The 26,317-nt window shown below is 59.7% G+C and carries 25 protein-coding genes and 4 pseudogenes; 18 read left to right on the forward strand and 11 right to left on the reverse strand.

The window, feature by feature from the left end:
* Positions 1 to 915, reverse strand: a complete 915-nt coding sequence (locus QIY50_26240) for a universal stress protein (GenBank protein ID WGV20693.1) — start codon at positions 913 to 915, stop codon at positions 1 to 3.
* 184 nt (positions 916 to 1,099) lie between these two features.
* On the opposite strand from QIY50_26240, the gene QIY50_26245 reads away from it, so the two are divergent.
* Positions 1,100 to 1,648: a GNAT family N-acetyltransferase gene (locus QIY50_26245; protein WGV20694.1), complete on the forward strand. Its 549-nt coding sequence runs from the start codon at positions 1,100 to 1,102 to the stop codon at positions 1,646 to 1,648.
* Positions 1,649 to 1,677: 29 nt separating this feature from the next.
* Here the strand turns inward: QIY50_26245 and QIY50_26250 are convergent, their stop codons facing one another.
* Positions 1,678 to 2,604, reverse strand: a complete 927-nt coding sequence (locus QIY50_26250) for a universal stress protein (protein ID WGV20695.1) — start codon at positions 2,602 to 2,604, stop codon at positions 1,678 to 1,680.
* Between the two features lie 356 nt (positions 2,605 to 2,960).
* Here QIY50_26250 and QIY50_26255 point away from each other — a divergent pair, with 356 nt between their 5' ends.
* From QIY50_26255 to QIY50_26265, 3 genes and pseudogenes are all read left to right on the forward strand, one after another.
* A complete protein-coding gene (locus QIY50_26255) occupies positions 2,961 to 3,170 on the forward strand; it encodes a hypothetical protein (protein WGV20696.1) in 210 nt (69 codons plus the stop codon).
* Between the two features lie 2 nt (positions 3,171 to 3,172).
* Entirely contained in the window at positions 3,173 to 4,000 is an 828-nt protein-coding gene (locus QIY50_26260; GenBank protein ID WGV20697.1) for a helix-turn-helix domain-containing protein, read from the forward strand.
* Positions 3,979 to 5,219 (forward strand): annotated as a pseudogene (locus QIY50_26265) (DUF4010 domain-containing protein). The gene QIY50_26260 and the pseudogene QIY50_26265 overlap by 22 nt, the downstream one beginning before the upstream one ends.
* Positions 5,220 to 5,421: 202 nt before the next feature.
* On the opposite strand, the gene QIY50_26270 reads toward QIY50_26265, so the two are convergent.
* Positions 5,422 to 6,363, reverse strand: coding sequence for a helix-turn-helix domain-containing protein (locus QIY50_26270; protein WGV20698.1), 942 nt, complete (start codon positions 6,361 to 6,363; stop codon positions 5,422 to 5,424).
* Between the two features lie 340 nt (positions 6,364 to 6,703).
* Between QIY50_26270 and QIY50_26275 the strand changes: the two genes are divergently transcribed.
* The 10 genes and pseudogenes from QIY50_26275 to QIY50_26320 all read left to right on the forward strand — a co-directional run bounded on the left by QIY50_26275 (position 6,704) and on the right by QIY50_26320 (position 15,257).
* Positions 6,704 to 6,889, forward strand: a complete 186-nt coding sequence (locus tag QIY50_26275) for a hypothetical protein (protein WGV20699.1) — start codon at positions 6,704 to 6,706, stop codon at positions 6,887 to 6,889.
* The gene (locus QIY50_26280) at positions 6,889 to 7,947 is read left to right on the forward strand and encodes a phenylacetaldoxime dehydratase family protein (GenBank protein WGV20700.1); all 1,059 of its coding nucleotides are present in this window, start codon (positions 6,889 to 6,891) and stop codon (positions 7,945 to 7,947) included. Before QIY50_26275 ends, QIY50_26280 begins: the two co-directional genes overlap by 1 nt.
* 92 nt (positions 7,948 to 8,039) lie before the next feature.
* The gene (locus tag QIY50_26285) at positions 8,040 to 8,906 is read left to right on the forward strand and encodes a transporter (protein WGV20701.1); all 867 of its coding nucleotides are present in this window, start codon (positions 8,040 to 8,042) and stop codon (positions 8,904 to 8,906) included.
* A gap of 38 nt (positions 8,907 to 8,944) precedes the next feature.
* Complete coding sequence (locus QIY50_26290) at positions 8,945 to 9,469, forward strand: group 1 truncated hemoglobin (protein WGV20702.1); 525 nt, start codon at positions 8,945 to 8,947, stop codon at positions 9,467 to 9,469.
* Between the two features lie 186 nt (positions 9,470 to 9,655).
* Positions 9,656 to 11,170: an amidase gene (locus tag QIY50_26295; protein WGV20703.1), complete on the forward strand. Its 1,515-nt coding sequence runs from the start codon at positions 9,656 to 9,658 to the stop codon at positions 11,168 to 11,170.
* A gap of 88 nt (positions 11,171 to 11,258) precedes the next feature.
* Positions 11,259 to 11,840 carry a nitrile hydratase subunit alpha gene (gene nthA / locus QIY50_26300; protein WGV20704.1) on the forward strand — a complete coding sequence of 194 codons (582 nt, stop codon included), beginning with the start codon at positions 11,259 to 11,261 and terminating at the stop codon, positions 11,838 to 11,840.
* A gap of 36 nt (positions 11,841 to 11,876) precedes the next feature.
* Complete coding sequence (gene nthB / locus QIY50_26305; GenBank protein ID WGV20705.1) at positions 11,877 to 12,539, forward strand: nitrile hydratase subunit beta; 663 nt, start codon at positions 11,877 to 11,879, stop codon at positions 12,537 to 12,539.
* Entirely contained in the window at positions 12,536 to 13,804 is a 1,269-nt protein-coding gene (locus QIY50_26310) for a GTP-binding protein (protein WGV20706.1), read from the forward strand. Before nthB ends, QIY50_26310 begins: the two co-directional genes overlap by 4 nt.
* 1 nt (position 13,805) lies before the next feature.
* A pseudogene (locus QIY50_26315) lies at positions 13,806 to 15,115 on the forward strand (PAS domain-containing protein).
* Positions 15,115 to 15,257: pseudogene (locus QIY50_26320) on the forward strand (type II toxin-antitoxin system YhaV family toxin). Before QIY50_26315 ends, QIY50_26320 begins: the two co-directional pseudogenes overlap by 1 nt.
* A gap of 40 nt (positions 15,258 to 15,297) precedes the next feature.
* Here the strand turns inward: QIY50_26320 and QIY50_26325 are convergent.
* Complete coding sequence (locus QIY50_26325) at positions 15,298 to 17,067, reverse strand: alkaline phosphatase family protein (GenBank protein ID WGV20707.1); 1,770 nt, start codon at positions 17,065 to 17,067, stop codon at positions 15,298 to 15,300.
* A gap of 447 nt (positions 17,068 to 17,514) precedes the next feature.
* A complete protein-coding gene (locus QIY50_26330) occupies positions 17,515 to 17,724 on the reverse strand; it encodes a DUF2790 domain-containing protein (GenBank protein WGV23123.1) in 210 nt (69 codons plus the stop codon).
* Positions 17,725 to 17,758: 34 nt separating this feature from the next.
* On the opposite strand from QIY50_26330, the pseudogene QIY50_26335 reads away from it, so the two are divergent.
* Positions 17,759 to 17,978, forward strand: a pseudogene (locus QIY50_26335) (transposase domain-containing protein).
* 125 nt (positions 17,979 to 18,103) lie between these two features.
* On the opposite strand, the gene QIY50_26340 reads toward QIY50_26335, so the two are convergent.
* The 6 genes from QIY50_26340 to QIY50_26365 form a co-directional block, all read right to left on the reverse strand.
* Positions 18,104 to 18,424, reverse strand: coding sequence for a DUF2933 domain-containing protein (locus tag QIY50_26340; GenBank protein ID WGV20708.1), 321 nt, complete (start codon positions 18,422 to 18,424; stop codon positions 18,104 to 18,106).
* 135 nt (positions 18,425 to 18,559) lie between these two features.
* The gene (locus QIY50_26345; GenBank protein WGV20709.1) at positions 18,560 to 18,778 is read right to left on the reverse strand and encodes a hypothetical protein; all 219 of its coding nucleotides are present in this window, start codon (positions 18,776 to 18,778) and stop codon (positions 18,560 to 18,562) included.
* On the reverse strand, positions 18,775 to 20,958 hold the full coding sequence (locus tag QIY50_26350) for a heavy metal translocating P-type ATPase (protein ID WGV20710.1): 2,184 nt from the start codon (positions 20,956 to 20,958) through the stop codon (positions 18,775 to 18,777). The genes QIY50_26345 and QIY50_26350 overlap by 4 nt, the downstream gene beginning before the upstream one ends.
* A 24-nt stretch (positions 20,959 to 20,982) precedes the next feature.
* Positions 20,983 to 21,252, reverse strand: a complete 270-nt coding sequence (locus QIY50_26355) for a DUF5676 family membrane protein (GenBank protein ID WGV20711.1) — start codon at positions 21,250 to 21,252, stop codon at positions 20,983 to 20,985.
* A gap of 27 nt (positions 21,253 to 21,279) precedes the next feature.
* Positions 21,280 to 21,936 (reverse strand): isoprenylcysteine carboxylmethyltransferase family protein, encoded by a 657-nt coding sequence (locus tag QIY50_26360; GenBank protein ID WGV20712.1) that lies wholly within the window; start codon positions 21,934 to 21,936, stop codon positions 21,280 to 21,282.
* A gap of 382 nt (positions 21,937 to 22,318) precedes the next feature.
* A complete protein-coding gene (locus QIY50_26365; protein ID WGV20713.1) occupies positions 22,319 to 22,726 on the reverse strand; it encodes a hypothetical protein in 408 nt (135 codons plus the stop codon).
* Between the two features lie 863 nt (positions 22,727 to 23,589).
* On the opposite strand from QIY50_26365, the gene QIY50_26370 reads away from it, so the two are divergent.
* The 3 genes from QIY50_26370 (at position 23,590) to QIY50_26380 (ending at position 26,239) form a co-directional block, all read left to right on the forward strand.
* Entirely contained in the window at positions 23,590 to 23,988 is a 399-nt protein-coding gene (locus QIY50_26370; protein ID WGV20714.1) for an SDR family NAD(P)-dependent oxidoreductase, read from the forward strand.
* A gap of 64 nt (positions 23,989 to 24,052) precedes the next feature.
* Positions 24,053 to 25,060 (forward strand): zinc-binding alcohol dehydrogenase family protein, encoded by a 1,008-nt coding sequence (locus QIY50_26375; GenBank protein ID WGV20715.1) that lies wholly within the window; start codon positions 24,053 to 24,055, stop codon positions 25,058 to 25,060.
* A gap of 87 nt (positions 25,061 to 25,147) precedes the next feature.
* Complete coding sequence (locus QIY50_26380; protein WGV23124.1) at positions 25,148 to 26,239, forward strand: L-dopachrome tautomerase-related protein; 1,092 nt, start codon at positions 25,148 to 25,150, stop codon at positions 26,237 to 26,239.
* Positions 26,240 to 26,317 lie beyond the last annotated feature (78 nt).

Raw genomic sequence — 26,317 nt, forward strand, 5'->3', positions numbered from 1 at the left:
CTATGGCTCCCAGGTCTCGGCCACGTCAGGGTGTACTGCGAGGACGCTGCAGGGCGGGTGGCCGACAATTCGCTCGGTGGTATCGCCCAGCAGCTTGTCCAGCCCTTTGGGCTGCACGATGCCCATTACCAGCGCATCGATATCCAGTGCGGCCACCTGCTCGCGGATCACCTGTACCGGCCCGCCTTCCATGAAGTGCCGACGCTCGGGCGCGACGCCCTCGGCGTCTGCCAAGGCGTCGAATGGCTCCTGAAGCGCTTCGCGCATCTCGTCGATCCAGGCCTGGGTCACATTCATGTCCGCGGCGAACACCCCGGCCAGGTTGTAAGCAGACAACAGGTGCAACGGCGCATCACACTGCAGGGCCAGCGCCTGGGCGGCGCGGATGAGCCCACGGTTGAAGTGCTCCTGCACAGCGGGTGTTTCGCTGAACGCGGTATCCACGGCAACCAGAACACACCGGGGCAGCGTGACGGACGACTTCGGCACAAACTGCGTGATGCCCTTGAACCCCCGCATCAAGGCGCAGTCCAGCGGCGTACTGAACAGCCGCGCCAGGGCCGAGGCGGTTTCGCTGTCCTTGATGACCATGTCGGGCTGCAGTTCATTGATGTAGTCGATGGCCATGCTGCGGATATCGTCTGCATTCAGGGTGTCGACCGTCAGCGTGATGCCACTGCCGCGATGCCGTTCGACCAAGGCGGTCAGCCTGGCCCGATAGTGTTCGTACTGGCGCTTGAGGTCGGCTTCATTGAGCCGCTCCTCACGCAGCAAGTGCTCCTCACTCGGTTCGAACAGCCCCAGCACATGCAAGCTGGCGCCACTGACGTGCGCCAGGGCCAGGGCCCTGCGCAGCGCGGCGGAATGCGCATCGACCTCGGTGAGCAGCACCAGCAGTTGTCGGTATTGACCCATGATGAACCTCCGGGCTTGCGCCACTGGGGTGTGATGCAGGCGATGTTCCGCGCACCGCCTCGATGGCGCTTGATGCAGATCAGAAAACTGCCATCTGCGCTGAACTTGACCATTGTCAGAACCGAACCGCTTGGTCACGTTACAACGGCTGCACCAGGCACTGATCAGATCACCGGGAGGCAGCATGAGCGGGCAGCAAACTGAACAGGCACAAGCCTGTGAGCACTGGGTCGAAACGCTTGACGACGGTTCAGCCGTGCTGATCCGCCCGCTGCGCGAAGAAGACTACGAACGGGACAAGCGCTTCCTGAGCACGATCGCCTACGAAGCCAGGCGCTTTCGCTTCATCGCCGGGCTCAGCGGCGCAATGCCCAGTCTCGACCCACGGTGGATGCCGGTCGATCAGCATCAGCGTACGGCCTATGTCGCACTCGCCCACGTGGACGGCAAGTTGCGCCAGGTGGGCGTCAGCCGCTACGCCAGCATAGCGGGCAGCCTGAGCTGCGAATGCGCGGTGGCGGTCAGCGAAGACTGGCAGCGCAAAGGCCTGGGCAAGCGCCTGTTGCAGCACCTGATCGACGCGGCACGGCGCAATGGCTACCAGTGCATGGTCTCTCGGGACCTGGCGAACAACTACGCCATGCACCGGCTGACCAAGGCGCTGGGTTTCACCTCACGCTACCTGGGCGGCGACGTCAGCGAAATCGTCCACGAGCTGGACCTCAGCACCTGAGCGACAAGGCCCTGACGGGCCTTGTACGGTTACCCCTGTGAATGCTCGGGCGAGATCACCAGCACACTGCTGGACAACCGGTGCATGACACGCTCGGCAGTGCTGCCAATGAACCAGCCGATGCCATGGTGGTGATAACTGCCCATCACCAGCACGTCGATGTCATGGCTGTCCATGAACAATCCCAGGACCTTGGCCGGGTCGCCCATGTGCATGTGGCGGTGCTCGCTGGCGATGCCATTGCGCTCGGCCAGTGCCTGGAAGGCCTCACTCTGGGCTTCGTGAAGGGTCTGGGCGAGGTTGGAGTCGAATACGAACGAATGCTCGCGACTACCGCCGGCGTCCAGGTACATCGACCCCAGGTCGTAGACGTAGAGCAAGTCGATCTGGGCGTTGCACTGCAAGGCCAGTTTCAGTGCCTCGCTGATGATCTGGTCATTGAAGCCTTCATACTGGTCTTCGGGCCTGGACAGGTCGACGGCCGCCAGTATCCTGCGCGGCAAGGCGTGGCTGGCTTTGTGTATCAGGTGCAACGGTATGCGCGTATCGCGCAACAACTGGATATCCAGCGACGTGAACATGGCGCGCATCCACCAGGGCTCGTGCTCGAACTCCTTGATCAGCATGGCGAAGGGTTGCTCGCGCAAATGCAGCAGGATCTCGTTGAGCGGATGCTGCACCCAGACTACTTCGGTGGTGACCGTGAGGCCAGTACGCCGCATCGGTTGCGCCTGGCTTTCCAGCCACTCGCGGTGCTGCCGCACATAGCCATCGCGCATCACCGCCAGTGCCTGGTCATTGACCAGGCCCGCAGTGGCCAGCCCTTCGACATAGTCGAAAGCGACGATGTGCAAGGCCATGCCCTTGGCCTTGGCCAATGCTGCAGCGCGGTCATAGACCGGGGTTCGGCGCATCAGGGGCGATGCGATCATCAAGAGTCTTTGCGGGTTGTCCATGGCACACCTCTGCGGTTGGGAAGCGTGTTTCGATCATCTGCCCCCGGCGTACGTGCGGCTTGATGTTTGTCAACTCACGCAGCGTACAGACGAACGGCGATTCGGCCCCTGTGCAAACTTGATGCGGATCAATGATTCCTGGCAAATCCGGCGCACGCTGACCCTAGATCAAGAACAATCACGCAATGCCTCGGGAGACGTGCCATCGCGCTCATGAATGCAGCAGTTTTCGTTGAAAAGAACCGTATCGTGGGCGAGGATAAACTCATCTCCGCCCTCGGCCCGCTGTCGGCAGGGACGCCTTCGTTTTGCACTGTCACGCAGTTGTCTTGCTGATGCAGGCTTTGGAGGCTCCGATGAACGTCTACGTCGAGAAAAACACCGAACACAACCGCTGGTGGGTACGCCTGGATGACTGCCGGGTAAGCTTCACCTCGTCCGCTGAGGCGGAACAGTTTGTAGAGCGATTGCTTGCCCGCCTCAACGCCCCCCACTCCTTCGACAAGCTGGCCAATTGCCCCCCCCGTAGCGGGTCGGCCGAACGTCGATACGCGAAGGAGTACTGATGATGTCCGGCCAACTCAAGGTCATGCTGCTCGACCACTCCGAGGCATCGCAGGCGGCAACCCCGATTCACCTGAAACCGCTGTCGACCCTGTGCAGGGATTGCCGCGTCAGCGGCCTGTGCCTGCCCACCGGCTTGCCCCTTCACGACAACAGCTGCCTGGGCGCCCTGATAGGTCCACGCATGCGTATTCGCAAGGGCGCCGCGCTGTTCAATGCCAATGACCCACTCACCATGCTCTATGCGGTGCGCTGCGGCAGCTTCAAGTCCAGCCTCAACACCGTCGAAGGCCAGGGCGTGGTGATCAATTTCTGGATGCCGGGCGACGTGCTCGGCCTCGATGCCATTGCCACCGAGCACCATGTCTGCGACGCCATTGCCCTGGAAGACAGCGAAGTCTGCCCGGTGCCCTACCGCCGCCTGCAAACCCTGGCGCGCGAATTTCCGGTCCTGCAGCAAAGCCTGAACCGCTTGATGAGCCGGGAGATCGTACGTGAACACGAGCGCGTGCTGATGCTGTGCAACCTCACCGCCGAGCAACGCCTGGCCAGCTTCCTGGTGGGGCTGTCCAGGCGCTTCGTCAGCCGCGGTTACTCTGCCCATGGCTTCATGTTGCGCATGTCCCGCGAGGACATGGCCTCGTACCTGGGCCTGCGCCTGGAAACCGTTTGCCGTTCCGTCGCTCGCCTACGTGCACTGCGCATCGTCAGCATGCACGGCAGGCTGGTGGAGATACTCGACATGCCTGCACTGATGGCGCTCCAACAAGGCGGCGGTGACGGCGTACGCAAGGACAACCCGAAGGCACCATGCTCGACACCGTCAATGTAGGCCATGGCGCGGTGGCCCTGGGTATCGGCATGCTTGTCGGGCTTGAGCGTGAACGCAAGAAAGGCCGGAACGAAGACCACGCAGCTGCCGGGCTCAGAACCTTTGCCATCACCGCCCTGCTGGGCTATGTCAGCATACTGCTGGGGGGCGCGATGCTGGTCTTGGGGTGGCGAGCCTGGGCCTGGTGCTGATGCTTTGCATGCATTACCGCAAACATGCCGACAAGGACCCGGAAGTCACAAGCGAAATCGCCCTGCTGCTGGTGCTGACTCTGGGCGCGCTGAGCCTCGATCAACCCGAACTCGCCACAGCGGCAGGCGTTGTACTGACCTTGCTGTTAGCGCTGCGCCGTCAGCTGCATCATTTCGTGCTGCAGCAACTGAGCGAGCAGGAACTGCGCGACGGCCTGATGTTACTGACGGTGGCGTTAGTGGTGCTGCCGTTGACACCGGATCGCTTCGTAGGACCCTACCAGGTCCTCAACCCACGCACGATCTGCACACTGGTGGTCTTGCTGATGACCGTCGGCGCCTTGGGCCATATCGCCCTACGGTTGCTGGGCCCCAGGTATGGCCTGCCCTTGAGCGCCATCGCATCGGGCTTTGCCTCCGGCTCGGCGACCATTGCGTTGCTGGCTCACCAGGCCAGGCAACGAGGGACGGCAATCAGGCCTTATGCCGCTGCGGCCGTACTGTCCAACCTCGCAAGCATCAGCCAGTTCGCTCTCGTACTGGGTGTCGTCGACAGGCGCCTGCTGAGCCCGTTCATGGTATCGATCGGGCTTGGCGTCCTGGTTACCATGACGTATGGGCTATTGCTGCTGGCCCCTTGGCGCACAGCCTCGGGCAATGCGACAGCGTATCAAAGCGAGGGAGCCTTCAGCCTCTGGACGGCCCTGATCATCACCCTCGCCCTGACCGGCATCGCACTGTTCTCGGCCTTTCTCCTTCAGCATCTGGGCCAAAACGGTGTGAACATCGCAGCCTTCGTCGCCGGGCTGGGCGATGCCCACGCGGCGACTGCTTCGATGGCCGCGCTGGTCGTCGCTGGCCGGATTGGACTGGCTGATCTTGTCATTCCGGGCATGATGGCGTTGACGGCAAACACGCTAACCAAATGCGTGCTGGCGTTCACCAATGGCGGCTACGGTTTTGCGCGATACGTGATTCCGGCGCAGTTCGTGATACTCAGTGCTATGTGGTTAGGATTGCTCGCATAAGCTGTGCAGGGTGACCAAGGCTTCTAATGGTAGATTAAAAGCTCGCAATGGAATTGATTATCGAACTGCACAGCGCAATGAGTCCCCGCAGGCGCTTACTGCCACCCCAGTTGCCTCAGTCGCTCGCGTGGCACGAGCGCTGGGCAAATGATTTTCAGCAGTATTTCTAAACACCCCACCAGAAAACAGATGGCGACCATGGTCACCCCCCACTTCTTCGCAGCAATGTACGTGGTGCCACCCCGAATGCCTTCCGAAACGCATGACTAAAATGCGAAAAATCCGAAAACCCGAACTCCAGCGCCGCCTGCGAAACACTCCTTACATGCCCACACTCGATCGCCACGCGGCTAGCAGTCAGCCGCTCCTTCCAAATTTCTGCGACTGGCGACTTCTGATGCCGCGCAAACGCCCGGGTCACCGTGCGCGTTGACACATGGTGCGCCAACGCAATCGTTTCGATCGACAGCTCCGGCTCGGTTAAATGCTGCTGAATGTAGTTCATGATCCGCTCATACAAATCCAGCTCTTGATGGGTGATCTTCAGGTCCTGCAGCTCCAGGCTGAGCACCAGTAAATCAATGATGGTGTGGGAGAAGCGCCGGGAGATTCCTTCATCCTGCAGCAGCGCCTCCGAACTGGCCGCCTGAACGATCATTTGCCGCAGCGGGATCACGCCGGGGCGGGCTTCGTCCAGCACTAGTGCGGTGGAATCACCGATCCGGGGCAGGCGTTGAGCGAGCAGTGGGCGGGGAATGCGGATCAGGTGGTTTTCGGTACCACCGAGGCTGAAGCGGAACGGTTGGGTTGCGTCATAAAGAAACAAACTGCCGGCGCTGAGGCTGGCTTTGCGGGTGTGTTGTTCAATTTCGCCGTGGCCGTCGAGGGTGAAACCGAGCCAGATATCGTCGGCGGGGTCGCTGCGCAAATGCTGCTCTGCGCGCACCCAATGGTGCAGCGGGGACGACAGGGTGGTGATGTCCAGGGGGCCAATTCCGTTGACCTGAAGCGCACCCTCGAAATCGCTCTGCGACGAGGGTTTGCTGTCTGCCGACAGGCAATGGCGGCAGACCACTTCTCGCCAGTAGTCAAAGCGGCGAGCGGGTGAAACGGCAAGGGTGGAATACTGGTAGGTCTCAGCCATGATGGCGTTCACCTTGATGCAACAACGGGAGAAAACGGGGCACTGTTACCGTGGGTGGGACAGGCAATAAACACGCCAGCGGCTTGCGTTGGCGCGAGAGTGTCTACTGCTTGATTTCATCTGCGCGGCCCTGTCAACAGCCTCAACGCCCCTCCCCGTTTCGGGGCAAAAGCCCTGATTTGCGTGGTGCGCCGCACCCTCTTGGGTCGTGCTCGAGCGGGTGTTTTGGCGCTGTCTTTTCCAAACAAACGGTTGTCCTTGCGAACAAAGCGGGGCTGGTCAGTCCTGCCTAACTTTGACCTTACGGCAAATCAGCAACCCATGCCGATGAGGTGAGCCCATGCAATTCAAACAACAACAGCAGGTGGCCGACGAGTTCAGGTGGCTGCACATGCGTGACCTGGCGCCCGAAGAGTTTTTGTCGTGGCTGCTCGAGTGGGGGGCCTGCACAGTGCGGGCCCGGCTGGCGAGTGCCTCCCGTGAAACTGAGCGTGTGTCTGAACCTAAAACAACAAGGAGCCTGTGATGGAGTCTGCAATCGACAAACACCTCAAGTGCCCGCGCACGTTGTCGCGCCGGGTGCCTGACGATTACCAGCCGCCCTTCCCGATGTGGGTGGGCCGCGCTGATGAGCAGTTGACTCAGGTGGTGATGGCTTATCTGGGCGTGCAATACAGAGGTGGCGGCCAGCGCGAGCAGGCCTTGCAGGCGATGCGTGACATCGTTGCCAGCTTCAGCCTGGCCGACGGCCCGCTGAACCACGACCTGACTCACCACACCGACAGCAGCGGCTACGACAACCTGATGATCGTCGGCTACTGGAAGGACACGGCCGCGTATTGTCGCTGGGTGCGCTCGGCCGAGGTGGAGGGCTGGTGGAGTTCGCCGCAGCGCCTGGATGACGGCCTGGGTTATTACCGCGAGATCTCTGCGCCGCGGGCTGAGCAGTTCGAGACGTTGTATGCGTTTCAAAGCGATTTGCCCGGGGTTGGGGCGGTCATGGACAACATCAGTGGCGAGATCGAAGAGCACGGTTACTGGGGCTCGATGCGTGATCGTTTCCCGGTGTCGCAAACCAGCTGGATGAGCCCCAACGGCGGGCTGCGGGTGGTATCCGGCGACCCGGCCAAGGGCGGTCGGGTGGTAGTGCTCGGCCATGACAACATCGCCTTGATTCGCTCGGGCCAGGACTGGGCAGCGGCTGAGGCGGCGGAGCGTTCTTTGTACCTGGATGAGATCTTGCCGACCCTGCAGGACGGCATGGACTTCTTGCGCGATAACGGCCAGTCGTTGGGCTGTTACAGCAATCGCTTCGTGCGCAATATCGATACCGAAGGCAACTTCCTCGACATGAGTTACAACATCGGGCACTGGCGCTCGGTGGAAAAACTCGAGCGCTGGGCTGAATCACACCCGACTCATTTGCGCATCTTCGTCACCTTCTTCCGAGTGGCGGCGGGGCTTCAGAAGTTGCGCCTGTATCACGAGGTGTCGGTGTCGGATGCAAGCAGCCAGGTGTTCGAATATATCAACTGCCACCCGCACACGGGCATGTTGCGTGACGCGCAAGTAAGCACCAACTAATAACAAACTCCACGTTTAGCCCTGCACCTGCCGTTATCACGGCAGCGGGGCTCTTTTTGCCCGCGTTTGGGCCCACGATAAGGACCTGGTCCATGAAACAGCTCCGTTACCTGATGCTCGCGGCGGCCGCGCCGTGCCTGTCTGCGCAGGCAGTTGAAGTTTCGCCGGGGGATTACGAAATACTGCCGGCGGATAAAACCATTGGCGTGGTCTATTACCAGCATTCCACCACCGACAGTGCCTACGCCCAGGGCCACAAGGCCAGCTCGGACTTCGACCTGACCTCTGACGTCGGCATCCTGCGCTTGCTGCACGTTTACAAATTGACCGATCGACTGACCATCGAGCCGCAGTTTCTGCTGCCGTTCGGCCATGTTTCCAGCGACCGTGACGCCTCGGCGCTGGGCAGCACCAGCGGTATCGGTGACCTCATCCTGACCGCGCCGCTGAAGTATCGCTTGAACGAGGCCAACGACACGGTCGGCGCCACGGTTTACCTGATCGCCCCGACCGGAAACTACGACCGCAAAGACGCGCTCAACCTGGGCGAGAACCGTTGGAAGGTGGACTTGCAGGCGGCGTATATCAAGCACTTCGGCGAGAAGTGGGCGGTCGATGTGATCGGTGATGCGATCTGGTACGGCGACAACGACGACTTCACCGCCAACTCGGTACGCCGTGAGCAGGATATGTCCTACGCAGCACAGTTGATGGGGCGCTACATCATCAACCCGGGCACGTCCCTGGCCCTCGGTTTTGGCCATACCTGGGGTGGCGAAACCAAGGTCGACGGCACTTCTCAGGATGACCGAGGCAAGACCACCAACTTCCGCGTCACCGCAACCAGGTTCTTTACCGCTCAGGACCAGCTGCAGATGCAACTGGGGCGAGACCTCGCGGTAGAAAACGGCCCGAAAGAAAACTTCCGCCTGAACCTCAGGTACGTCCGGGTCTTTTAACCGTCTGCACAGCCTCAACTGAAATGGAGCATTCACCCATGACTGACCAAAACGCCTCTACCGGGCAACAACCTTCGCTTTACACCCGCCTGGGCGGCTACGACGTTATCTACCAGTTCGCTGGCGCGGTATTGCGCAAGACCATGGGGCACCCGGCCATTGGTCATATCTGGGCGCATATGTCCGAGTCGACCTTCCAGAAAGAGCACATCAATTTTGTCGACTTCCTCTCTCAGCACTGGGGCGGCAGCGCCAAGTACCGCGGCCGCGACATGGTCACCGCACACCGTGGCATGGGCCTGACCGAGGTGCATTGGCAAGCCACGCTGGACTGCCTGGAGGAGTGCTACAACGACTACAACCTGGCGCCGGAGCTGCGCGAGGAGGTCAACGCCTTCCTGATCAAGTTCAAGCCGGCGGTGATCGGCAGCCCGTCCTACCGCGACGTGGTGCTGGCCAACCCTGAGATGGACCCGGCCAAGGGCATGAAGAGCGTTGGCGTGGTCTGGCCCGCTCGCGACGAAGCGGCGGCACAGGCTGCGGTGCCCAAGCTCGAGTCATAACACCGCTCGGCCACCTGGATGAGGCTCAGCACCTGGCGCAGGCAGTCCTTCTCAACCAAGCGAATGTCCTGCTCAACCAAGTGCCGCCCGCGTGCTGGCGCTAGCTTAGTAGCAGGCCCAGCCGCGGCGGGCCTCTCGAACAGCCATCTGCCAGGCCCTGCCCTGGCATCGGAAACAGGACACACCATGGCCATCACCCGCCCGACGCTCGAACAACTGCAGGCCCTCGCCGCGCGCTTGCATCTGCAGCTGACACCCGAGCAAGCCAGCGAATACCTGGCGCTTATGCAGCCCAGTCTGGACGCCTACGACCTGGTCGACGAGCTGCCTGACTTCACCCCGCTGGTGCGCTACGAGCGCACTGCCGGTTATCGCCCGTCCAACCGCGAAAACCCGCTTAACGCCTGGTACTATCGCACCGAGGTGATGGGCGCCAGCTCGGGCAAGCTGCTCGGCAAAACCGTTGCCCTGAAAGACAACATCTCACTGGCCGGCGTGCCGATGATGAACGGCGCGGCGCCGTTGGCCGGCCATGTGCCGGCGTTCGATGCCACCGTGGTTACCCGTTTGCTCGACGCCGGGGTGACCATCCTCGGCAAGGCCACCTGCGAGCACTACTGTCTGTCCGGCGCCAGCCACACTTCGGACCCGGCTCCGGTGCACAACCCACTGCGTCCTGGCTTCAGTACCGGTGGCTCGTCGTCGGGTAGCGCGGCGCTGGTGGCGGCGGGCGAAGTCGACCTGGCGGTGGGCGGCGACCAAGGCGGCTCGGCGCGCATTCCTGCGGCATGGTGCGGCATCTATGGCCTGAAACCGACCTTCGGCCTGGTGCCGTATACCGGCGTGATGGCGGTCGAGGCGACCTTCGACCATGTCGGCCCGATGACCAACAATGTGCGCGACAACGCGCTGATGCTGGAAGTGATGGCCGGCGCCGACGGGCTCGACCCACGCCAGGGCGCGCCTGAAGTCGACGCTTACAGCCACTACCTTGATCGTGGCGTGCGTGGCCTGCGCATCGGCATCCTCAAACAAGGCTTCGAGCTGGCCAACCTCGACCCGCGGGTTGCCGCATCGGTGCGCAGCGCCATCACCCAGTTCGAAGCATTGGGCGCGGTGGCCGAGGAAGTCTCGGTGCCCGAGCACACCCTGGCCGGCACGCTGTGGGGCCCGATCGGCTGCGAAGGCCTGACCATGCAGATGATGCACGGCAACGGCGCAGGCTTTAACTGGAAGGGCCTGTACGACGTCGGCCTGCTCGACAAACAGGTCGGCTGGCGCACCCAGGCCAACGCCCTCTCGCCATCGCTCACGCTGTGCATGCTGGTCGGCCAGTTTGGCCTCGACCACTACCACGGCCGTTACTACGCCAAGGCGCAGAACATCGCCCGCTTCGCCCGCGCCGGTTACGACAAGGCGCTGGAGCGCTTCGACCTGCTGGTGATGCCGACCGTGCCGATCATCGCCCAGCCGCTGCCAGCGGCGGGCTGCTCGATCACCGAGAACGTCTCGCGGGCATTGGAAATGCTCGGCAACACCGCCGCCCAGGACATCACCGGCCACCCGGCCATGTCCATTCCCTGCGGTTTGGTCGACGGCTTGCCCGTTGGGCTGATGCTGGTCGGCAAGCATTACGCCGAGGGCACTATTTACCAGGCAGCGGCGGCATTCGAAGGCGCGGTGGACTGGCGCACGTTGTGAAACAAGCGACAGCCGCTGCGCCCCGGCACCCCAACAACCAGAAAAGCAACATCCTTAGACAACCGTGTTGAACGAGAGGAGTAATCCCATGACGGCACCTTCAACCCCGGGTGAGCGGGCGCGGGCACTGTACGCAGTGCTCAAGAGCAAAGACCTCATCCCAGAGGGCTACATCGAGCAGCTCACCCAGCTGATGGAACACGGCTGGAGCCCGGACAACGGCGCGCGCATCGTCGCCAAGGCCTGGGTTGATCCGGCCTTCCGCGCGCTGCTGCTCAAGGACGGCACCGCCGCCTGCGCCCAATTCGGCTTCACCGGGCCGCAGGGCGAATACATCGTCGCCCTGGAAGACACCCCAACGCTGAAAAACGTGATCGTCTGCAGCCTGTGTTCCTGCACCAACTGGCCGGTGCTGGGCCTGCCGCCCGAGTGGTACAAGGGCTTCGAGTTCCGCGCGCGGCTGGTGCGGGAGGGGCGCACGGTGTTGCGCGAGATGGGCACGGAATTGCCAGAAGACGTGGTGATCAAGGTCTGGGACACCAGCGCTGAAAGCCGTTACCTGGTGCTGCCACAGCGGCCAGCGGGCTCCGAGCACATGAGCGAAGAGCAGCTACGCCAACTGGTCACCAAAGACGTGCTGATCGGCGTCGCCCTGCCGCGCGTCGGCTGAGCTAAGCGCCCCCCCTACCCTTGCGGAGTGTTCAAAATGGATGGTTTTCACGATCTCGGCGGTTTCCAGGGCTTTGGCAAAGTGCCCCACCGCATCAACAGCCTCAGCTACAAACAAGTCTTCAAGCAGGACTGGGAGCACCTGGCCTACAGCCTGATGTTCATTGGCGCCGACCACATGGGCAAGTTCAGCGTCGACGAAATCCGTCACGCCGTGGAGCGCATCGATGTGCGCCAGCATGTAGGCACCGAGTACTATGAGCGCTATGTCATTGCCACCGCCACCCTGCTGGTCGAGACCGGCGTCATCACCCAGGCCGAACTGGATGAGGCCCTTGGCTCGCACTTCAAGCTGGCCAACCCGGCCCATGCCCAGGGTCGTGAAGCGATCACCGGGCGCCCGCCGTTTGAAGTAGGCGACCGGGTCGTCGTGCGTGATGAATACGTCGCCGGGCATGTGCGCATGCCAGCCTACGTGCGCGGCAAGCAGGGCGTGGTACTGCACCGCACCACTGAGCAGTGGCCGTTCCCGGATGCGATTGGCCACGGGGACCGCAGCGCGGCGCATCAACCGACCTACCATGTCGAGTTCCGCGTAAAGGACCTGTGGGGCGATGCCGCCGACGATGGGCTGGTGGTAGTCGACCTGTTCGAAAGCTACCTGGACAAAGTCGACAGCCCGCGAGCGGTGCGCACATGACTGCCGGCGCCCAGGCAGGCCGACTGCCGGTGACGGTCCTTTCCGGCTTCCTCGGCGCAGGCAAGACCACCCTGCTCAACCATATCCTGCGCAACCGCCAAGGCTTGAAAGTGGCGGTGATCGTCAACGACATGAGCGAGGTCAACATTGATGCCGCTGAGGTGCAGCGTGATGTAACGCTGCATCGTGGCCAGGACGAGTTGATCGAGATGAGCAACGGCTGCATCTGCTGTACCCTGCGCGCCGACCTGCTCGAGCAGATCAGCGCGCTGGCGCGCCAGCAGCGGTTTGATTATCTGCTGATCGAGTCCACCGGCATCTCCGAACCGATGCCGGTCGCCGAGACTTTTGCCTTTCTCGACACCGAGGGTTTCAGCCTCAGCGAACTGGCGAGGCTGGATACCTTGGTCACGGTGGTCGATGCCAGCCAGTTTCAGGCCCTGCTCGACTCATCGGAAACCGTCGAGCGTGCCGACGCTGCTGCGCCCCGCCGCCCGTTGGCTGACCTGCTGATCGAGCAGGTCGAGTACGCCAACGTGATTCTAGTGAACAAGTGCGACCTGATCGACGACGCGCAATACCAGACAGTGCGGGCGGTGCTGGCCGGGCTCAATCCTGGCGCGCAAATCCTGCCGATGGTCGCCGGCAATGTTGAACCGTCGAGAATCCTCGGCACCCAATTGTTCGACCTGCCCAGCCTGGCCGCCGCGCCCGGTTGGATGAAGCAGATGGAGGCCCATGACACCCCGGCCGCCGAGTCGGACACCTACGGCGTGGTCTCATGGGTCTACCGCGAACGCGCCCCGTTTCACCCGCAACGCTTGCTCGAATTTCTCTCCCGCCCCTGGAGCAATGGCCGCCTGCTGCGCAGCAAAGGTTACTTCTGGCTCGCCAGCCGTCACCGCGAAATCGGCCTGCTGGTGCACAGCGGCAAGCAGTTCCAGTGGGACTACGTTGGCCACTGGTGGAACTTCATCGACCCGTCGCAGTGGCCGCAGGACAAGTACCGCCTGCAGGGGATCATGGCCAAGTGGGACAGCATCGTCGGCGATTGCCGGCAAGAACTGGTGTTCATTGGCCAGGACCTGGACACCGCGACGTTACAACGCGAGCTCGACCACTGCCTGTTGAGCGCAGACGAAATCGCTACCGGCCCGTCCGGCTGGCCAGCACTGCCCTGGGCGAACGCCTTTGACAGCCTCGCCTTGTCAGCCAGCCAGGCGCAGCCATTACCGGCTGCTGCCGCTATCCAGTTGGAGATGTAGCATGTTGTTTTTCAATCGCACCAGCCGCCGGGTACTGGCCCCACTCGCCGACCGCCTCGATCAGCCCGACCAGCCGGGCGCACCGTTATCGTCGCGCAACCCACTGCTGCGGCGCATCCTCACCGGCGTCGAGCAGCTGCTGCAGGAGCGGCGCACGTTCAAGGAGCAGGCTTACGAACTCGCCTCGCAGGTGAGCCAACTGGAACAGCGCCTGGCTGAGCGCGACGAACATATGCAGCAGTTGCAAGCACGCTGGACGCTGATCACCGAAGGTGCCGATGAGCTGTTCTGGCAACTGCATTTGAACGCCACAGGCACGCCTGCACCGGGCTGCTCGATGGAGTGGACGGGCTCGGGCCCGATCCAGGCACCGCATCTGTCTGAGCTGGGCCAGTGGCACGAACAGCTGCATCCGGCTGATCGCCATGCCCACCAGCAAGCCCTGGCCCGGCACCTCGCCGACCGCAGTGGGCGCACGCCGTTTGTGCTGGACCTGCGCATGAAATTCACCGCCGGTGGCGATTACCGCTGGTGTCGGGTCAGCGGCAGTTCGCTGCGTGACGCCAACGGCGTTTCCATCGCCACGGCGGGCACCCTGCGGGACATCCACGAGCAACAGTTGCATATACAGCAGCTGGAGCTGGTTGCCGAACGTTTCGACATCTCCCGCGAGATGCTCCACGATGGCCTGTGGGATATCGAGGTAGTGGCCGGTGATCCGGCCAACCCGAGCAATACGATCTGGTGGTCGTCGCAGATGCGCAGGCTGCTCGGTTGCAGCACCGTCGAGGAATTCCCCAACACCCTGGAAAGCTGGACCTCACGCCTGCACCCAGACGACAGCGCTCGCGCCATCGCAGCATTTGTCGCCCATGTTGACGATCGCAGTGGCAACACCCCGTTCGATGTCGAGTATCGGCTTCGCCACCAAAGTGGCGTCTACCGCTGGTTCCGCGGCCGCGGGCAAACCCGCCGTGGTCAGGATGGCACGCCGTTGCGGGTAGTAGGGGCTATAACTGATATCCATGCCCGTCATGAAGAAAGCACCATCCGCGAGGCACAGACGCAACAACACCAGCTGATGCAGGAGACCCTCGGAAAACTCACCCACATCGTCGCCACCATCCAGGGCATCGCCAGCCAAACCAACCTGCTGGCCTTGAACGCCGCCATCGAAGCGGCGCGTGCGGGCGAAGCCGGGCGCGGTTTTGCAGTAGTGGCGGACGAGGTGCGCAAGCTCGCGACCCGTACAAGTCAGGCAACCCAGCAAGCGGCGCAGATGATCGACAGCTAACCCGTGCCAGCGCGGGGTTAACGACGAAAATACCCTACGGTACGCAGGCAACAATCCGATCCATATGCCGGATTCGAGAAAATGCTGGGCTGCGGTAACCCTCTTGATGACTGGGATGCGCTGATTGCTGCGGCGAGTAGCGAATGGGGCAAGCCCGAAGCAGCCTTTCAAAACACGCTACAGCAATCCTCGCTGTGCGCTATTTCCGGGCCGGTTGCACCGCTTGCAGGTGATTGGAAAAGCCAGCCTCGGTTTCACAACGCCAGGTTGCCCAGAGCTTGCATCCTGCCTCGCCCCCCATGTCCAGCTCCAATGCCAACCAGTTCCGAGCCGGCATCACGTACCGGTTGAACCCTGGAAACAACATCATCTCGACACAGTGCTGCACATCGATGGATTGGACGTTGCTTGCGGTTTGGTTCAGCAACTGCAGAAACAGCCGCTCGGCCACGCCAACCAACGACGGATGCACCACGCCTGACGAAGTGAATTGCTGAATCTGCGCCCAGTTCGATGTCGGCGGAATATCCCGACGATAGCAACTGCCCCACGCCGCCACATGCACGTCTCCGGAGGCAATGGATACCCGCAGCATTCTCTGCTCGGCAATATGGGTCAGCGACTCCAGGAGTCGCTTGCGCTCGCCCTCGTGGTCCCCGTGCGACCAATGATCCTTGAGGTCATCCGCATTGCTGTCGAGCACATGATCCTGACCAAACGTATCGAGCAATCCTTCAGCCAGTGACAATTTGGGGTGCGCGACCGGTACCGAGGACATGAAGATCAAGTGCTGACATTTGCTTCCGGGATGGGCGGGTTTGCCGTCACGCAGCGTGCGCAGCCAAGCCTGCATGGCGGTCCAGGTATTGGGGCCCATCACCTGGGTGCGTGAACGCTCAGTGCGCAAATCGGCAACAAACAGCGATACCGGCCCCATGTGATAGCCGAAACTGAAGCCCGGTTGGCCATCCAGAAGCGGCAAGGCCAGTCGGTCTCCTTTCAATCGTGCGCTCCATTGCACCGGCTCATACTGTGGATCCTGCTGGGAGACGTTCGCGCGCTGGAGCAGTTCCTGCTGCGGCAAATCATCAAGCGCATGCTGCAACTGGAACACCCAGAACGCCTTGCGGGCATGGCGCATCAACACCTGGAACAACTCACAATGCTGCATGGCTGGGCTGTATGACCCCCAACCGTCGAAGATATCGTGGTCATCCCACATCATCACCGTTGGAATTCTCGCCATCGCATCCGCTGCATCCAGATTCGGCCTGGCATGGCCCCAGTCACGCCGTGTATCAGGTAGCCAACGCTGGGCATACAGGCCGAAATAGTAAGCTTCGATCTCCTTCTCCAACGCCACGCTCACCTTGAACGCCAGCTGCTCCTTGCGCGACAGCCCAACCCATCTCTTGAGCGCCTTTAAATCTTCCCAGATCGAGTCGAAGTAAATCTGGTCGCCTCCCATCAGCAGTAACTGGAAGCGCTTCAACCCCTTGTCGTGGATTCGTCCTTCGTGCCATAGCTGCTCCTTGTCCAGCACGTAACCGGCAGCCCGCAACTCACTGTCATGGTTGCTGATCAGGTCGGCCCAGACGGCGTTTTCAGGGCGTACCAACTTGCGCATTCCACTGGGGTCGGAAAAGCCATTGCAAGAGACGTAGGCCATTCTCGGGGCGTAGTCTCGACCGGGAACGGAGAACTGCCATTGCGGCCCGCCACCTCCCATACCAAACTGAACCGTTCGCTCCTGCTCCTGCAGATCACAGCTCAGGTCATATCGGAGGATGGTTTCCTTCGGGCGGTCCAGTAAAACTTTCGGTGCTGGACAAGCCCGCCCTTCAACGGAAAACGCAGGGAATGCAGAACCACTGACAACCCCGACCAATGCGGTCACTTGCCATTGCCCGGTTTTGCTGACGCCTCGAAAGGACAGCACGGGCCCCACAGTAAAGAGTGCTTTGGACATCCCTGTTATTTCCCTTCAGGTTAAGCAGCAATAACGTTGACAAGTTTGCACACCTGAAATACCCAGCGCAAACCATGCCCGCAAGCGCGGTTTCGCGTTCAAAATGCAACTGCTGCCAGGTAAGTGATCACGAGGCAACTCGACATAGCCCTTGTGAAGGCTCTTTTCATGACCTTTTCGCCCCGTCTGCATAAGGCTTTTGGAGTGTAGGCATACGCAACAGCAAGCGCCAGCACCCACGCTGGCCAGCTGTAGCGAGCCGATATGCCAAGGGTTGCCACGTCATGACCAGATAGTTCTCGATCGCGGATCGAGTCAGGACCGCCACCGAGGAGTGATCGATAAAGCTGTGCGAGGGTATGACTTGGTTCCGGAAGGGCGAAGGCTCCAGCAAGGATCGTGCAGAGCACATATGACGGAACAGCTTCTTGGAGTATGGGCGGCGCATCAGTTGTTAGAACAGCCATTCCCCATAATACGGTACTCCATGATATGACGCTGGCCATTGGAGTCGTCGTAAGTCAGATGCATCGGCACAACTTCGCAAACATTGGGCACCGGCGTCACAGCCACGACGTGCGCGATATCCAGGTCCTGAGAGTATCGGTAGGGCTCAACCGTTATTTGTGCAGTTTGAGTACCTTGGTCATCGGCCATAGCAACAGAACCAAGGCAGCACAGGGACAAAACGAGTAATTGGGCAGAGAACCAGATCCGGCCATGGGCGCTGGGTCGCAAGAACTGGCTCTTCGCAGGATCACTGCGCGGCGGCGATTATCAGTTTGATCCAGTCGGCGCGCATGAATGGGCATGATCCGTATGCGTATCTGAAGGATGTACTGACTCGGCTGCCGATGCAGCGGGCGAGTGAGATTGGCCAATTGCTGCCGCATCAGTGGGTAACGGCATAACTTAAGCAGGGAGACTTCGGAAGACGCTTGCCCTGATTCTACTCATGCGCCGTTTCAAAAAATTAGGCCATGAGCCAACCGAAGATCGATTAGCTTCATGGCATTACGCATATACGACGAATCCGTCATGCAGGGCGATCGGGATATTTCGTCTGATTATCGGGTAGACCTTCGTGCTCCTCTTGGCTATCGCGAGCGCTGGTGTGCTGATGGCCACAGCAATTGTCATGTTCACCACTTTCACCGTGTTCATGTCCGCCATGCCCATGCCCACGGTGCATGAAAAAGTGCATCAGTGGACAGGCCAGTAGTAGCAGGAATGGCAGATATGGAAGGACGTGAGCTCTGTGCTCGGTGAGCAGGAAATAACCGGCAATGGCCAGGAAGCCTAAAAAGTACCAGTTGGTGCCCCTTGTGCGGTGCTGGGGCAAGTTATGTTGATTCATGATGGCACTCCTTGGTGGGAACGGGAGGGAGGGTCATGACGCAAGGCCACTTCCAATTTTGCTGAAGCGCTATCGTAGGTGTGAGCATAGCGAGCCAGAGCATCGGTTTACGTGTCCAATGCGGCGCATAAAGTATCAAGGCAGATTCTTTCTTTTCAGTTGCCGATTAGCCTCGGCCATGTCCTTATCAAATTGGCGGACGCCGCGAAAAAGTTGCACCCCAACCAAGACCGGGCACAGCAGGAAAATCGCTGCTATGACGAACGATTTTCCGGTCAGCCCCAACAGGTAAAGCACGGTGGCGATGCCCACAACACTCACCAGGAGGCAGATAATTAAAACTTCGCGGTTCATGATTTAGCCTCCTGACTCAAGCCGATACGGGCACGTTTCAGCATCGCGGAATTGGCGATTACCGACAGGGAACTGAGTGCCATCGCGGCGGCAGCGATGATGGGATTAAGCAGTCCGAAGGCCGCGATTGGAATGCCGATACTGTTGTAGATGAATGCCCAGAACAGGTTTTGTTTGATCTTGACCATCGTTGCGCGCGACAGCTTGATCGCGGTGACCACGTCGCGTACGTCGTTCTTGAGCAGGATAATGCCGCCGGTTTCCTTGGCTACATCGGAACCCGAGCCAATGGCGATGCCGATGTCAGCGGTGGCCAGGGCAGGCGCATCGTTGACACCATCGCCAACCATAGCCACGACCTGCCCTTCGCTTTGCAATTGACGGATCACTGCGGCCTTGTCGTCCGGCAAGACCTCGGCAATCACTCGCTCGATGCCGACCTGCCGCGCGACCGCTTCGGCAGTACGGTGGTTGTCGCCGCTCAGTAGCACGACCTTGATGCCGCTTGCCTGCAATGCCGCAACGGCTTCAGCCGCTTCAGGTTTTATGGTATCGGCCACAGCAATTACCCCGAGCAAGCGGTCGTCGACCCCGACCAGCATAGCGGTCTTGCCATCGGCTTCCAGGCTGATGAGGTGCTCCTCGGCAGCCTCGGTCGAAATGCCTTGGCGGGCGAATAAACGTCGGTTACCCAGCCAGATTTTTCGACTGTCGATACTGCCTTCGATGCCGTGACCGGCAATCCCATTGATGCCGGTTGCTTTCGGCAGGCTTATGCCGCGATGCCGGGCGGCGCGCACTATCGCTGCGCCGAGCGGATGTTCTGAACCAGACTCCACGGCGGCGGCGAGCATCAAGACCTCATTTTCCAACGCTGTGCCGAGCTGGATCACATCAGTTACGTTTGGTTCACCTCGGGTAATAGTGCCGGTTTTGTCAAACACCACCGTACTCAGTTTTTCTGCTCGCTCTAATACTTCGCCGCCACGAATAAGGATGCCGTTATCGGCACCCTTGCCAACACCGACCATTAACGCAGCGGGCGTCGCCACGCCCAGTGCACAGGGGCAAGAAATGATCAGAACCGCGATAAAGGCCAACAGCCCCTGCGGAAAACTCCCCGCAAGAGACCAGCCGACCAGGGCCAGCAGCGCGATCGCCACCACCGCCGGCACGAAATAGCCAGTGACCTGATCGGCCAAGCGCTGGATCTGTGCCGTGCTGTTCTGTGCCTCCTCGACCATCTTGATGATCTGCGCCAGTGCGGTATCGGCACCAATTCTGCTCGCCTTGAAAGTGAGCACACCACTGCCATTGAGCGTACCTCCGATCACCGGACTGCCCGGGTGTTTGTCGACCGGCATCGACTCGCCCGTCAGCATGGACTCATCTACCGTTGACTGACCTTCACTGACATCGCCATCGGTGGGGATTTTTTCGCCAGGTTTCACTACCAGGAACTCGCCGGCCATGACGTTTTCAGCGGGCAAGTCGACCTCTTGCCCATCACGAATCACATGCGCGATCGCCGGTTTGAGATCAAGTAAGCGCCGTACCGCAGCCGAAGACTTTTTCTTGACGATCTCCTCCATGTACCTACCCAGCAGTACGAAGGCGATGATCACCGCAGACACTTCGAAATAGACGTCGCGCTCGGCCACCTTTACCGGCAGGACGTCCGGGAAGAACAGCACAGCGACACTGTAAAAATAGGCAACCGACGTGCCGAGGGCGATCAGGAAATCCATGTTGATATTACGGGTGCGAATGGCGTTCCACGCTCCCTTGTAGAAACTCCAGCCACCGATGAACTGCACCGGAGTGACCAACAGGAAAAGCCATATACCCCAGGTGAACCAAGGAAGCGCAGGGATCGGCACCCAAGTCAGTAGCGTGGCACCGGCGGCCAGCGCGATGAAGGCGCCGGCACGCAGAAGCGCCAGGGCCAGTACACCGGTGAGGGCGATAGTCACGCGGGTTTTCATCGCCTTCAGTTCTCGTTCTGGCGACTCGAAGGTGCGCAGGCAGGTATCGCTGCAAAAGTAATAGCTGCGCCCGCCACGTTCTCGTGACAACGCGGTGGTCTTATCGACCATCATCCCGCAAATCGGATCTTTCGCCATTTTCCCTGATGCAAACGCCGCCTGGTGCTGGCTGTGCTGCATGTGTGATTCGTTCATCACTGTCTCCTGCTGAAGCGGCTATCAAGACTTGCCATGGAGCTTGCCGGACAGCCAGGCAAACAAGGTGCCGACTATCGCGCCCCATACGGTCAAGACCAGCAGTGGCCCGACGAAAGTCGTCACATCGTAGTCTTTCGGGGCTTGGAGACGACCGAAGTCAAGTCCATGGAACAAGGCGTTGAGAAAGGCGATACCCTGCGCCGGCCATAGCGCATAGAGCAGCGCACAGACCGTGTAGGAAATGGCCATGGTCAGGGCCAGAGAAATGCCAATTTTCCAGGGAGCGTTCATGATTGCTTTCCTGAGCTGGGAGGCGCGTCAGTAGGGATGTCGGGACTGCGGGGGGGTTGACCAGGGCAGGAACGCCGGCGTCTGTTCACAATAAGTGCGGTAGGCATCGCCGAAGTGCGCAAGCATCTCCCGTTCTTCCCGCTTCGCCAGCTTGGCGTAGACGAACAGGAGGATTGGAAACATCACCAGGGTGATCAATGTCGGCCATTGCAATAGAAAGCCAAACATGATCAGCACGAAGCCAACGTACTGCGGGTGACGGATCCGTGCATAGGGCCCCTCGAGCGCGAGTTGCCCACTTCCTTGGGCTTTGTAGAGCACGCGCCACGCGGCCGCCAACAACCAGAAGCCGCCAGCGATCAGCAAGTTGCTGAGAATGTGAAATGCACCCCAGTGCGGATTGACCTTCCAGCCCAGCACTGTTTCGAGCAAATGCCCGGCATCGTGCGAGAGGAAGTCGATGCCAGGGAAGTTACGAGTGAGCCAGGGCATCAACAGGTAGATGGTCAGCGGGAAACCGTACATTTCGGTAAACAGGGCTATCAGGAACGCCGAGAACATGCCAAAGGAGCGCCAATCGCGGCTCGTCTTAGGCCGGGTGAAGCTGAAGGCGAACAAGATAAACACTAATGAGTTGATGATGACCAGCGACCAGAGACCGTAGGCCGATTCAGTATGGTTCATGGTTGGTGCTCCTCACTTGCCGGGTGTGTTTGCTGTTCGTGCCTTTGCTGATGGTCGCCGTGGTCGTGGGGCATAAACAGGTGCACAAGTGGGCAGGTTGCTGATTGCAGATAGGGTAAGGTGCTCTGCACGTGTGTTGTGTACTCAGTTGGCTGTAAGGAACTGTAAATAGTGCCCATGGCCCAGAACATCCCGCGCGCTTGTGGTTCGTGATCCATGTCAACCTCCTACTGCCAAGGAGTCATCAGCGTCGGCTCAGTCAGCGACCTTGCCATGCCGGATACTCATGGGTTGAGCCTTTAACCAAACATCAGACGGGTGCGGTCTGCGTTAACCTAGCCAGCACCTGTGCTTTGTAATTTGCATCAGCTCCACTGCACATTTACTTTTTCATTGGCATTTCCATCATGGATGACTGCTGCTCCATCATTTGCATCATCATGTCCATCATCCCTTTGCCTCCGCCGTCCTTAGCTCCAGACATGCCCATACAACCCATTGCGCTTTGCTCCTTGCTCATCATGGCCATGCTGTCCTTCATCGTTTTCATGCCTTCTTGCATGGCCGCCTGGCGCTCGGCGGGAGTTTTAGCCGCCGCTGCTTTGTCATGCGCAGCCTGCATTTTCTGCATTTGATCGGTCATGGCTTTAGTCATGGCCGCCGACGCTGGTGCGGTGCTCTCGGTTGAGTCGCCTGGTGCGTCGGCCGGGTGGTGTGCATCCTCGGCAGAGGCTATGAACGCACTGCTAGCCAGGATGGCAGCTAGAACGAATTTGGAATGCGTTTGCATGATGAACTCCAGGGAATGTGAGGGATAAGCAGAAATAGTTGAGTCGCGAAAAAGCCGCGCGCAACCAGACAGAGCGACCGATGCCCGGACACTCTGAAGTGGGGGTTAATCGTTGGAACGAACGAAAATCAGGCGGACTGGGCCTTCCGGCGGTGCGGGGCGTTTCAGTGCAAGAGCGGCGAAGGAGGATTTCTCCTCAGGGTTAAGCACCATTATTACTACTGCCACAGTTAGCAGCAAAAGGGTGGCCCAATGGATGGGGTCTGATGCTGGAGTCTGCAATGCAGGTTTTATCGCCGTGGCGGTGTCCTCACAGCTCTGAAGGCAACCACTGGCGTGGAGAGCATGACCATCCAGCACATACTGCTCAGCATGGTGTGGCGCGGCTACGTTGTGATCCGGTTGCACCAAACACCCCTGGATTGCCATCACGGCCACAGTTAACACCCATGCCACGAGGGTAAGGTGCAATAGGCGTCGGCGGTGACGGCGGAACCAGTACATGAAGTACAACCTCGACTTATTACGTCGTGTTGATTTTCAGTCTAGCTAGCAAAACAATGGAAAGATTGATAAAAATCAAACTAATGGATGACTCGATGATCGAGGTCAAGGCTCGCCTTGAATCGTCCCTGGTTATGGGCTGAGTTCGGCATTGGCACCGATACCCTACAGCTGCGCCATGTGCAGGTCGTCTAGTGTGAAATGATGTGCTTTACCTTGACATAAACTTAAGGCTGACGATGGTGTCAAGGCTAGGACATCTGGTCACTTGTGAAGGCTCCCCAGCAGCGCCAGCACGGGGAAGAGAGCAATGCCCAGATGTATTGACCAGACGCTTACTCATCAACAATGCCGGCATCATGCCTTTCGACAACCCAGGCTCTGGCGATTATGACGATGAGCAGGCTGTAGGGCTGCTGCAAACCAACCTGCTGGGCCCAGTGCGTGTTAGCGCAGCGTTTGTAGAACATCTCAAGCGCCAACCTGATGCCTGCATCATCAACAACAGTTCGGTACTGGCCTATCTGCCACTAGCCGCGACAGCCCTCTATTCGGCGACCAAAGCTGCGCTTCACTCCTATTCGCTGTCGCAGCGTTTTGCCCTGCGCGACACCAGCGTCAAGGTTCTGGAAGTCGCACCGCCATGGGTCGACACCGATCTGATCCACAAAAGTGGTGATGAACGCGCCATGCCGTTAGAAACGCATCATAGCCTCAACCTTCAGCGAAACGGCGAAAGTCTTCCTCGGGTTAGCTAGTTTTTGAGGCTCACGAAGGGAGTTAGCCTGACATCACCCTCTGACCTGTAAAGGACAACTTCACATGAAAGCTGTAGTTTTCCAAGAAGCCGGTTTGCCGATCCAAAACGCTCATTCCCTGTTCGAAACGGACCTGCCGAAGCCCACCCCAGGTGCTCGAGATCTGCTTGTCGAAGTGAAGGCGATTGCGGTGAACCCGGTAGATACGAAGGTGCGAGCCCGCAGTACCAGCCAAGAGGTCCAAGTGCTGGGTTGGGATACCGTTGGTATCGTCCGTGAAGTGGGCAGTGACGTTTCATTGTTCAAAGTTGGCGACGAAGTATTTTACGCCGGCGCGATCGATCGCCCTGGTAGCTACAGCGAATTTCACTTGGTGGATGAGCGCATCGTCGGCCAAAAGCCACGTAGCCTGGACAATGCCAGTGCCGCAGCCTTGCCGCTGACCTCCATTACTGCCTGGGAGCTGTTGTTCGATCGACTGGGCGTTCAAGAGAACGGTGGTAAAGGACAAAGCCTGCTGGTCATCGGCGCTGGTGGTGGGGTTGGCTCGATCCTGGTACAGCTGGCCCGCAAACTCACCCGACTCACCGTCATCGGTACAGCGTCGCGGCCAGAGACTCAGTCTTGGGTACAAGAACTGGGCGCCCACCACGTGATTGATCACTCCGCCTCGATCCCGCTGCAGCTTGAGAACCTGAAGCTCAACCCGGTCGACTATGTTATCAGCCTGACCCATACCGAAACCTACCTGCCCCAGATCGTTGAAGTGCTTCGCCCACAAGGCAAACTGGCGCTGATTGATGACCCGGCACAACTGGACGTCATGCCACTCAAGCGCAAATCGCTTTCGCTGCATTGGGAGCTGATGTTCACGCGTTCTCTGTATCAAACCGCAGACATGATCAAACAGCATGAGTTGCTGAACAGAATTTCCGAGCTGGTCGATAACGGCGTCATACAGACCACCATTGGGGAACACTTCGGCAAAATCGGCTCAGATAACCTGAAGCGCGCCCATGCTCTGATCGAGAGCGGTAAAGCCAAAGGCAAGATCGTTCTCGAAGGCTTCTAACCCGCTGATACGCTCAAGGACAAGCATATGAAAGCTTTATTCCAAGCCGCTGGCCTGGCTGTCGCGGTCTCGCTCAGTGCAATAGCCATGGCCGATACCGCCTCGGGCACAGGCACCAACCCCGAACGTGTTTTCGCTTTCAATGGGGCCATGCCTACAGGCGTGACCGTCACCGAAACAGGTCGGATCTTCATCAACTTCCCTCGTTGGGGAGATGACGTACCCTACACCGTGGCGGAGATCAAACAGGGCCATTTGGTTCCTTACCCAGACCTGAAAACGAATGTGGAAAACGCCAAGGATCCGGCCGCCGGATTCATCAGCGTGCAGAGCGTCGTAGCTGACGGTCAAGGGCGTGTCTGGGTATTGGATACAGCCGCTCCCGCCTTCTCCGAGCCCAAGGCAGGTGGAGCCAAGCTGATCGCAATCGACTTGAACACCAACAAGATTGTGAAAACAGTTGTGTTCCCGCGTGAGGTGATTCTGCCAACTACCTATGTGAACGACGTACGTTTTGATTTTCGCGTAGGTAAAGAAGGTACCGCTTACGTCACCGATTCGTCGATAAAAGGGTCAGGCGGAATCATCGTCCTGGACCTGGCCAGCGGTACCGCAACCCGTCGCCTTAGCGGGGCCAAATCAACTTCCGTGGACCCTGAGTTCCGACCTGTCATCGAAGGGAAACCAGCACTCATCACCCGCGACGCGCAGGGTAAATCAGGGCTGCTGACCGTAGCCTCGGACGGCATCGCCCTGTCGAGCGATGGTAAGACGCTGTACTTCTGTCCGCTTTCGAGTCGACACCTGTATTCGGTTCCAACAGCTTTGTTGCGAGACCCCAATGCAAGCGAAGCCGAACTTGAACAAGCGGTTGTAGACCTTGGTGAAAAAGGCGCCTCCGACGGTCTTGAGGCTGATGCCAACGGTGTAGTCTATGCAGGGGACTATGAGCACAACTCCATCCGTAAACGGCTTGCCGATGGCACTTGGCAAACCGTGGTCGAGGATTCGCGAGTCCTTTGGCCGGATACCTTGTCGATCGGCCCAGACGGGTATCTGTACTTTACTGCCAACCAGCTGCACCGCTCACCTGGCTTCAACGATGGCCAAGACAAACGGGTGAAGCCTTACAGCCTGATGCGCGTCAAGATCGACGCCAAGCCTGCGCCAACGCTTTGATAAGGAAATGACATGCAAAAGCACATTCGCTTGGGCTGCATCGACCGCAGCTTCCATGCCGCTAGCGCAGCGCTTGTG

The sequence above is a fragment of the Pseudomonas putida genome, from assembly GCA_029953615.1.
Classification (GTDB): domain Bacteria; phylum Pseudomonadota; class Gammaproteobacteria; order Pseudomonadales; family Pseudomonadaceae; genus Aquipseudomonas.

What these genes read in the sequence shown, in the direction of transcription:
- QIY50_26285 (WGV20701.1), top strand. Translation starts at nt 8,040, where the DNA reads ATGAAACAGCTCCGTTACCTGATGCTCGCGGCGGCCGCGCCGTGCCTG.
- QIY50_26280 (WGV20700.1), top strand. Translation starts at nt 6,889, where the DNA reads ATGGAGTCTGCAATCGACAAACACCTCAAGTGCCCGCGCACGTTGTCG.
- QIY50_26365 (WGV20713.1), bottom strand. Translation starts at nt 22,726, where the DNA reads ATGCAAACGCATTCCAAATTCGTTCTAGCTGCCATCCTGGCTAGCAGT.
- QIY50_26360 (WGV20712.1), bottom strand. Translation starts at nt 21,936, where the DNA reads ATGAACCATACTGAATCGGCCTACGGTCTCTGGTCGCTGGTCATCATC.
- QIY50_26290 (WGV20702.1), top strand. Translation starts at nt 8,945, where the DNA reads ATGACTGACCAAAACGCCTCTACCGGGCAACAACCTTCGCTTTACACC.
- QIY50_26355 (WGV20711.1), bottom strand. Translation starts at nt 21,252, where the DNA reads ATGAACGCTCCCTGGAAAATTGGCATTTCTCTGGCCCTGACCATGGCC.
- QIY50_26250 (WGV20695.1), bottom strand. Translation starts at nt 2,604, where the DNA reads ATGGACAACCCGCAAAGACTCTTGATGATCGCATCGCCCCTGATGCGC.
- QIY50_26310 (WGV20706.1), top strand. Translation starts at nt 12,536, where the DNA reads ATGACTGCCGGCGCCCAGGCAGGCCGACTGCCGGTGACGGTCCTTTCC.
- QIY50_26275 (WGV20699.1), top strand. Translation starts at nt 6,704, where the DNA reads ATGCAATTCAAACAACAACAGCAGGTGGCCGACGAGTTCAGGTGGCTG.
- QIY50_26260 (WGV20697.1), top strand. Translation starts at nt 3,173, where the DNA reads ATGTCCGGCCAACTCAAGGTCATGCTGCTCGACCACTCCGAGGCATCG.
- QIY50_26245 (WGV20694.1), top strand. Translation starts at nt 1,100, where the DNA reads ATGAGCGGGCAGCAAACTGAACAGGCACAAGCCTGTGAGCACTGGGTC.
- QIY50_26350 (WGV20710.1), bottom strand. Translation starts at nt 20,958, where the DNA reads ATGAACGAATCACACATGCAGCACAGCCAGCACCAGGCGGCGTTTGCA.
- QIY50_26240 (WGV20693.1), bottom strand. Translation starts at nt 915, where the DNA reads ATGGGTCAATACCGACAACTGCTGGTGCTGCTCACCGAGGTCGATGCG.
- nthA (WGV20704.1), top strand. Translation starts at nt 11,259, where the DNA reads ATGACGGCACCTTCAACCCCGGGTGAGCGGGCGCGGGCACTGTACGCA.
- QIY50_26340 (WGV20708.1), bottom strand. Translation starts at nt 18,424, where the DNA reads ATGAATCAACATAACTTGCCCCAGCACCGCACAAGGGGCACCAACTGG.
- QIY50_26295 (WGV20703.1), top strand. Translation starts at nt 9,656, where the DNA reads ATGGCCATCACCCGCCCGACGCTCGAACAACTGCAGGCCCTCGCCGCG.
- QIY50_26255 (WGV20696.1), top strand. Translation starts at nt 2,961, where the DNA reads ATGAACGTCTACGTCGAGAAAAACACCGAACACAACCGCTGGTGGGTA.
- QIY50_26345 (WGV20709.1), bottom strand. Translation starts at nt 18,778, where the DNA reads ATGAACCGCGAAGTTTTAATTATCTGCCTCCTGGTGAGTGTTGTGGGC.
- QIY50_26325 (WGV20707.1), bottom strand. Translation starts at nt 17,067, where the DNA reads ATGTCCAAAGCACTCTTTACTGTGGGGCCCGTGCTGTCCTTTCGAGGC.
- QIY50_26380 (WGV23124.1), top strand. Translation starts at nt 25,148, where the DNA reads ATGGCCGATACCGCCTCGGGCACAGGCACCAACCCCGAACGTGTTTTC.
- QIY50_26330 (WGV23123.1), bottom strand. Translation starts at nt 17,724, where the DNA reads ATGGCCGATGACCAAGGTACTCAAACTGCACAAATAACGGTTGAGCCC.
- nthB (WGV20705.1), top strand. Translation starts at nt 11,877, where the DNA reads ATGGATGGTTTTCACGATCTCGGCGGTTTCCAGGGCTTTGGCAAAGTG.
- QIY50_26270 (WGV20698.1), bottom strand. Translation starts at nt 6,363, where the DNA reads ATGGCTGAGACCTACCAGTATTCCACCCTTGCCGTTTCACCCGCTCGC.
- QIY50_26370 (WGV20714.1), top strand. Translation starts at nt 23,590, where the DNA reads ATGCCTTTCGACAACCCAGGCTCTGGCGATTATGACGATGAGCAGGCT.
- QIY50_26375 (WGV20715.1), top strand. Translation starts at nt 24,053, where the DNA reads ATGAAAGCTGTAGTTTTCCAAGAAGCCGGTTTGCCGATCCAAAACGCT.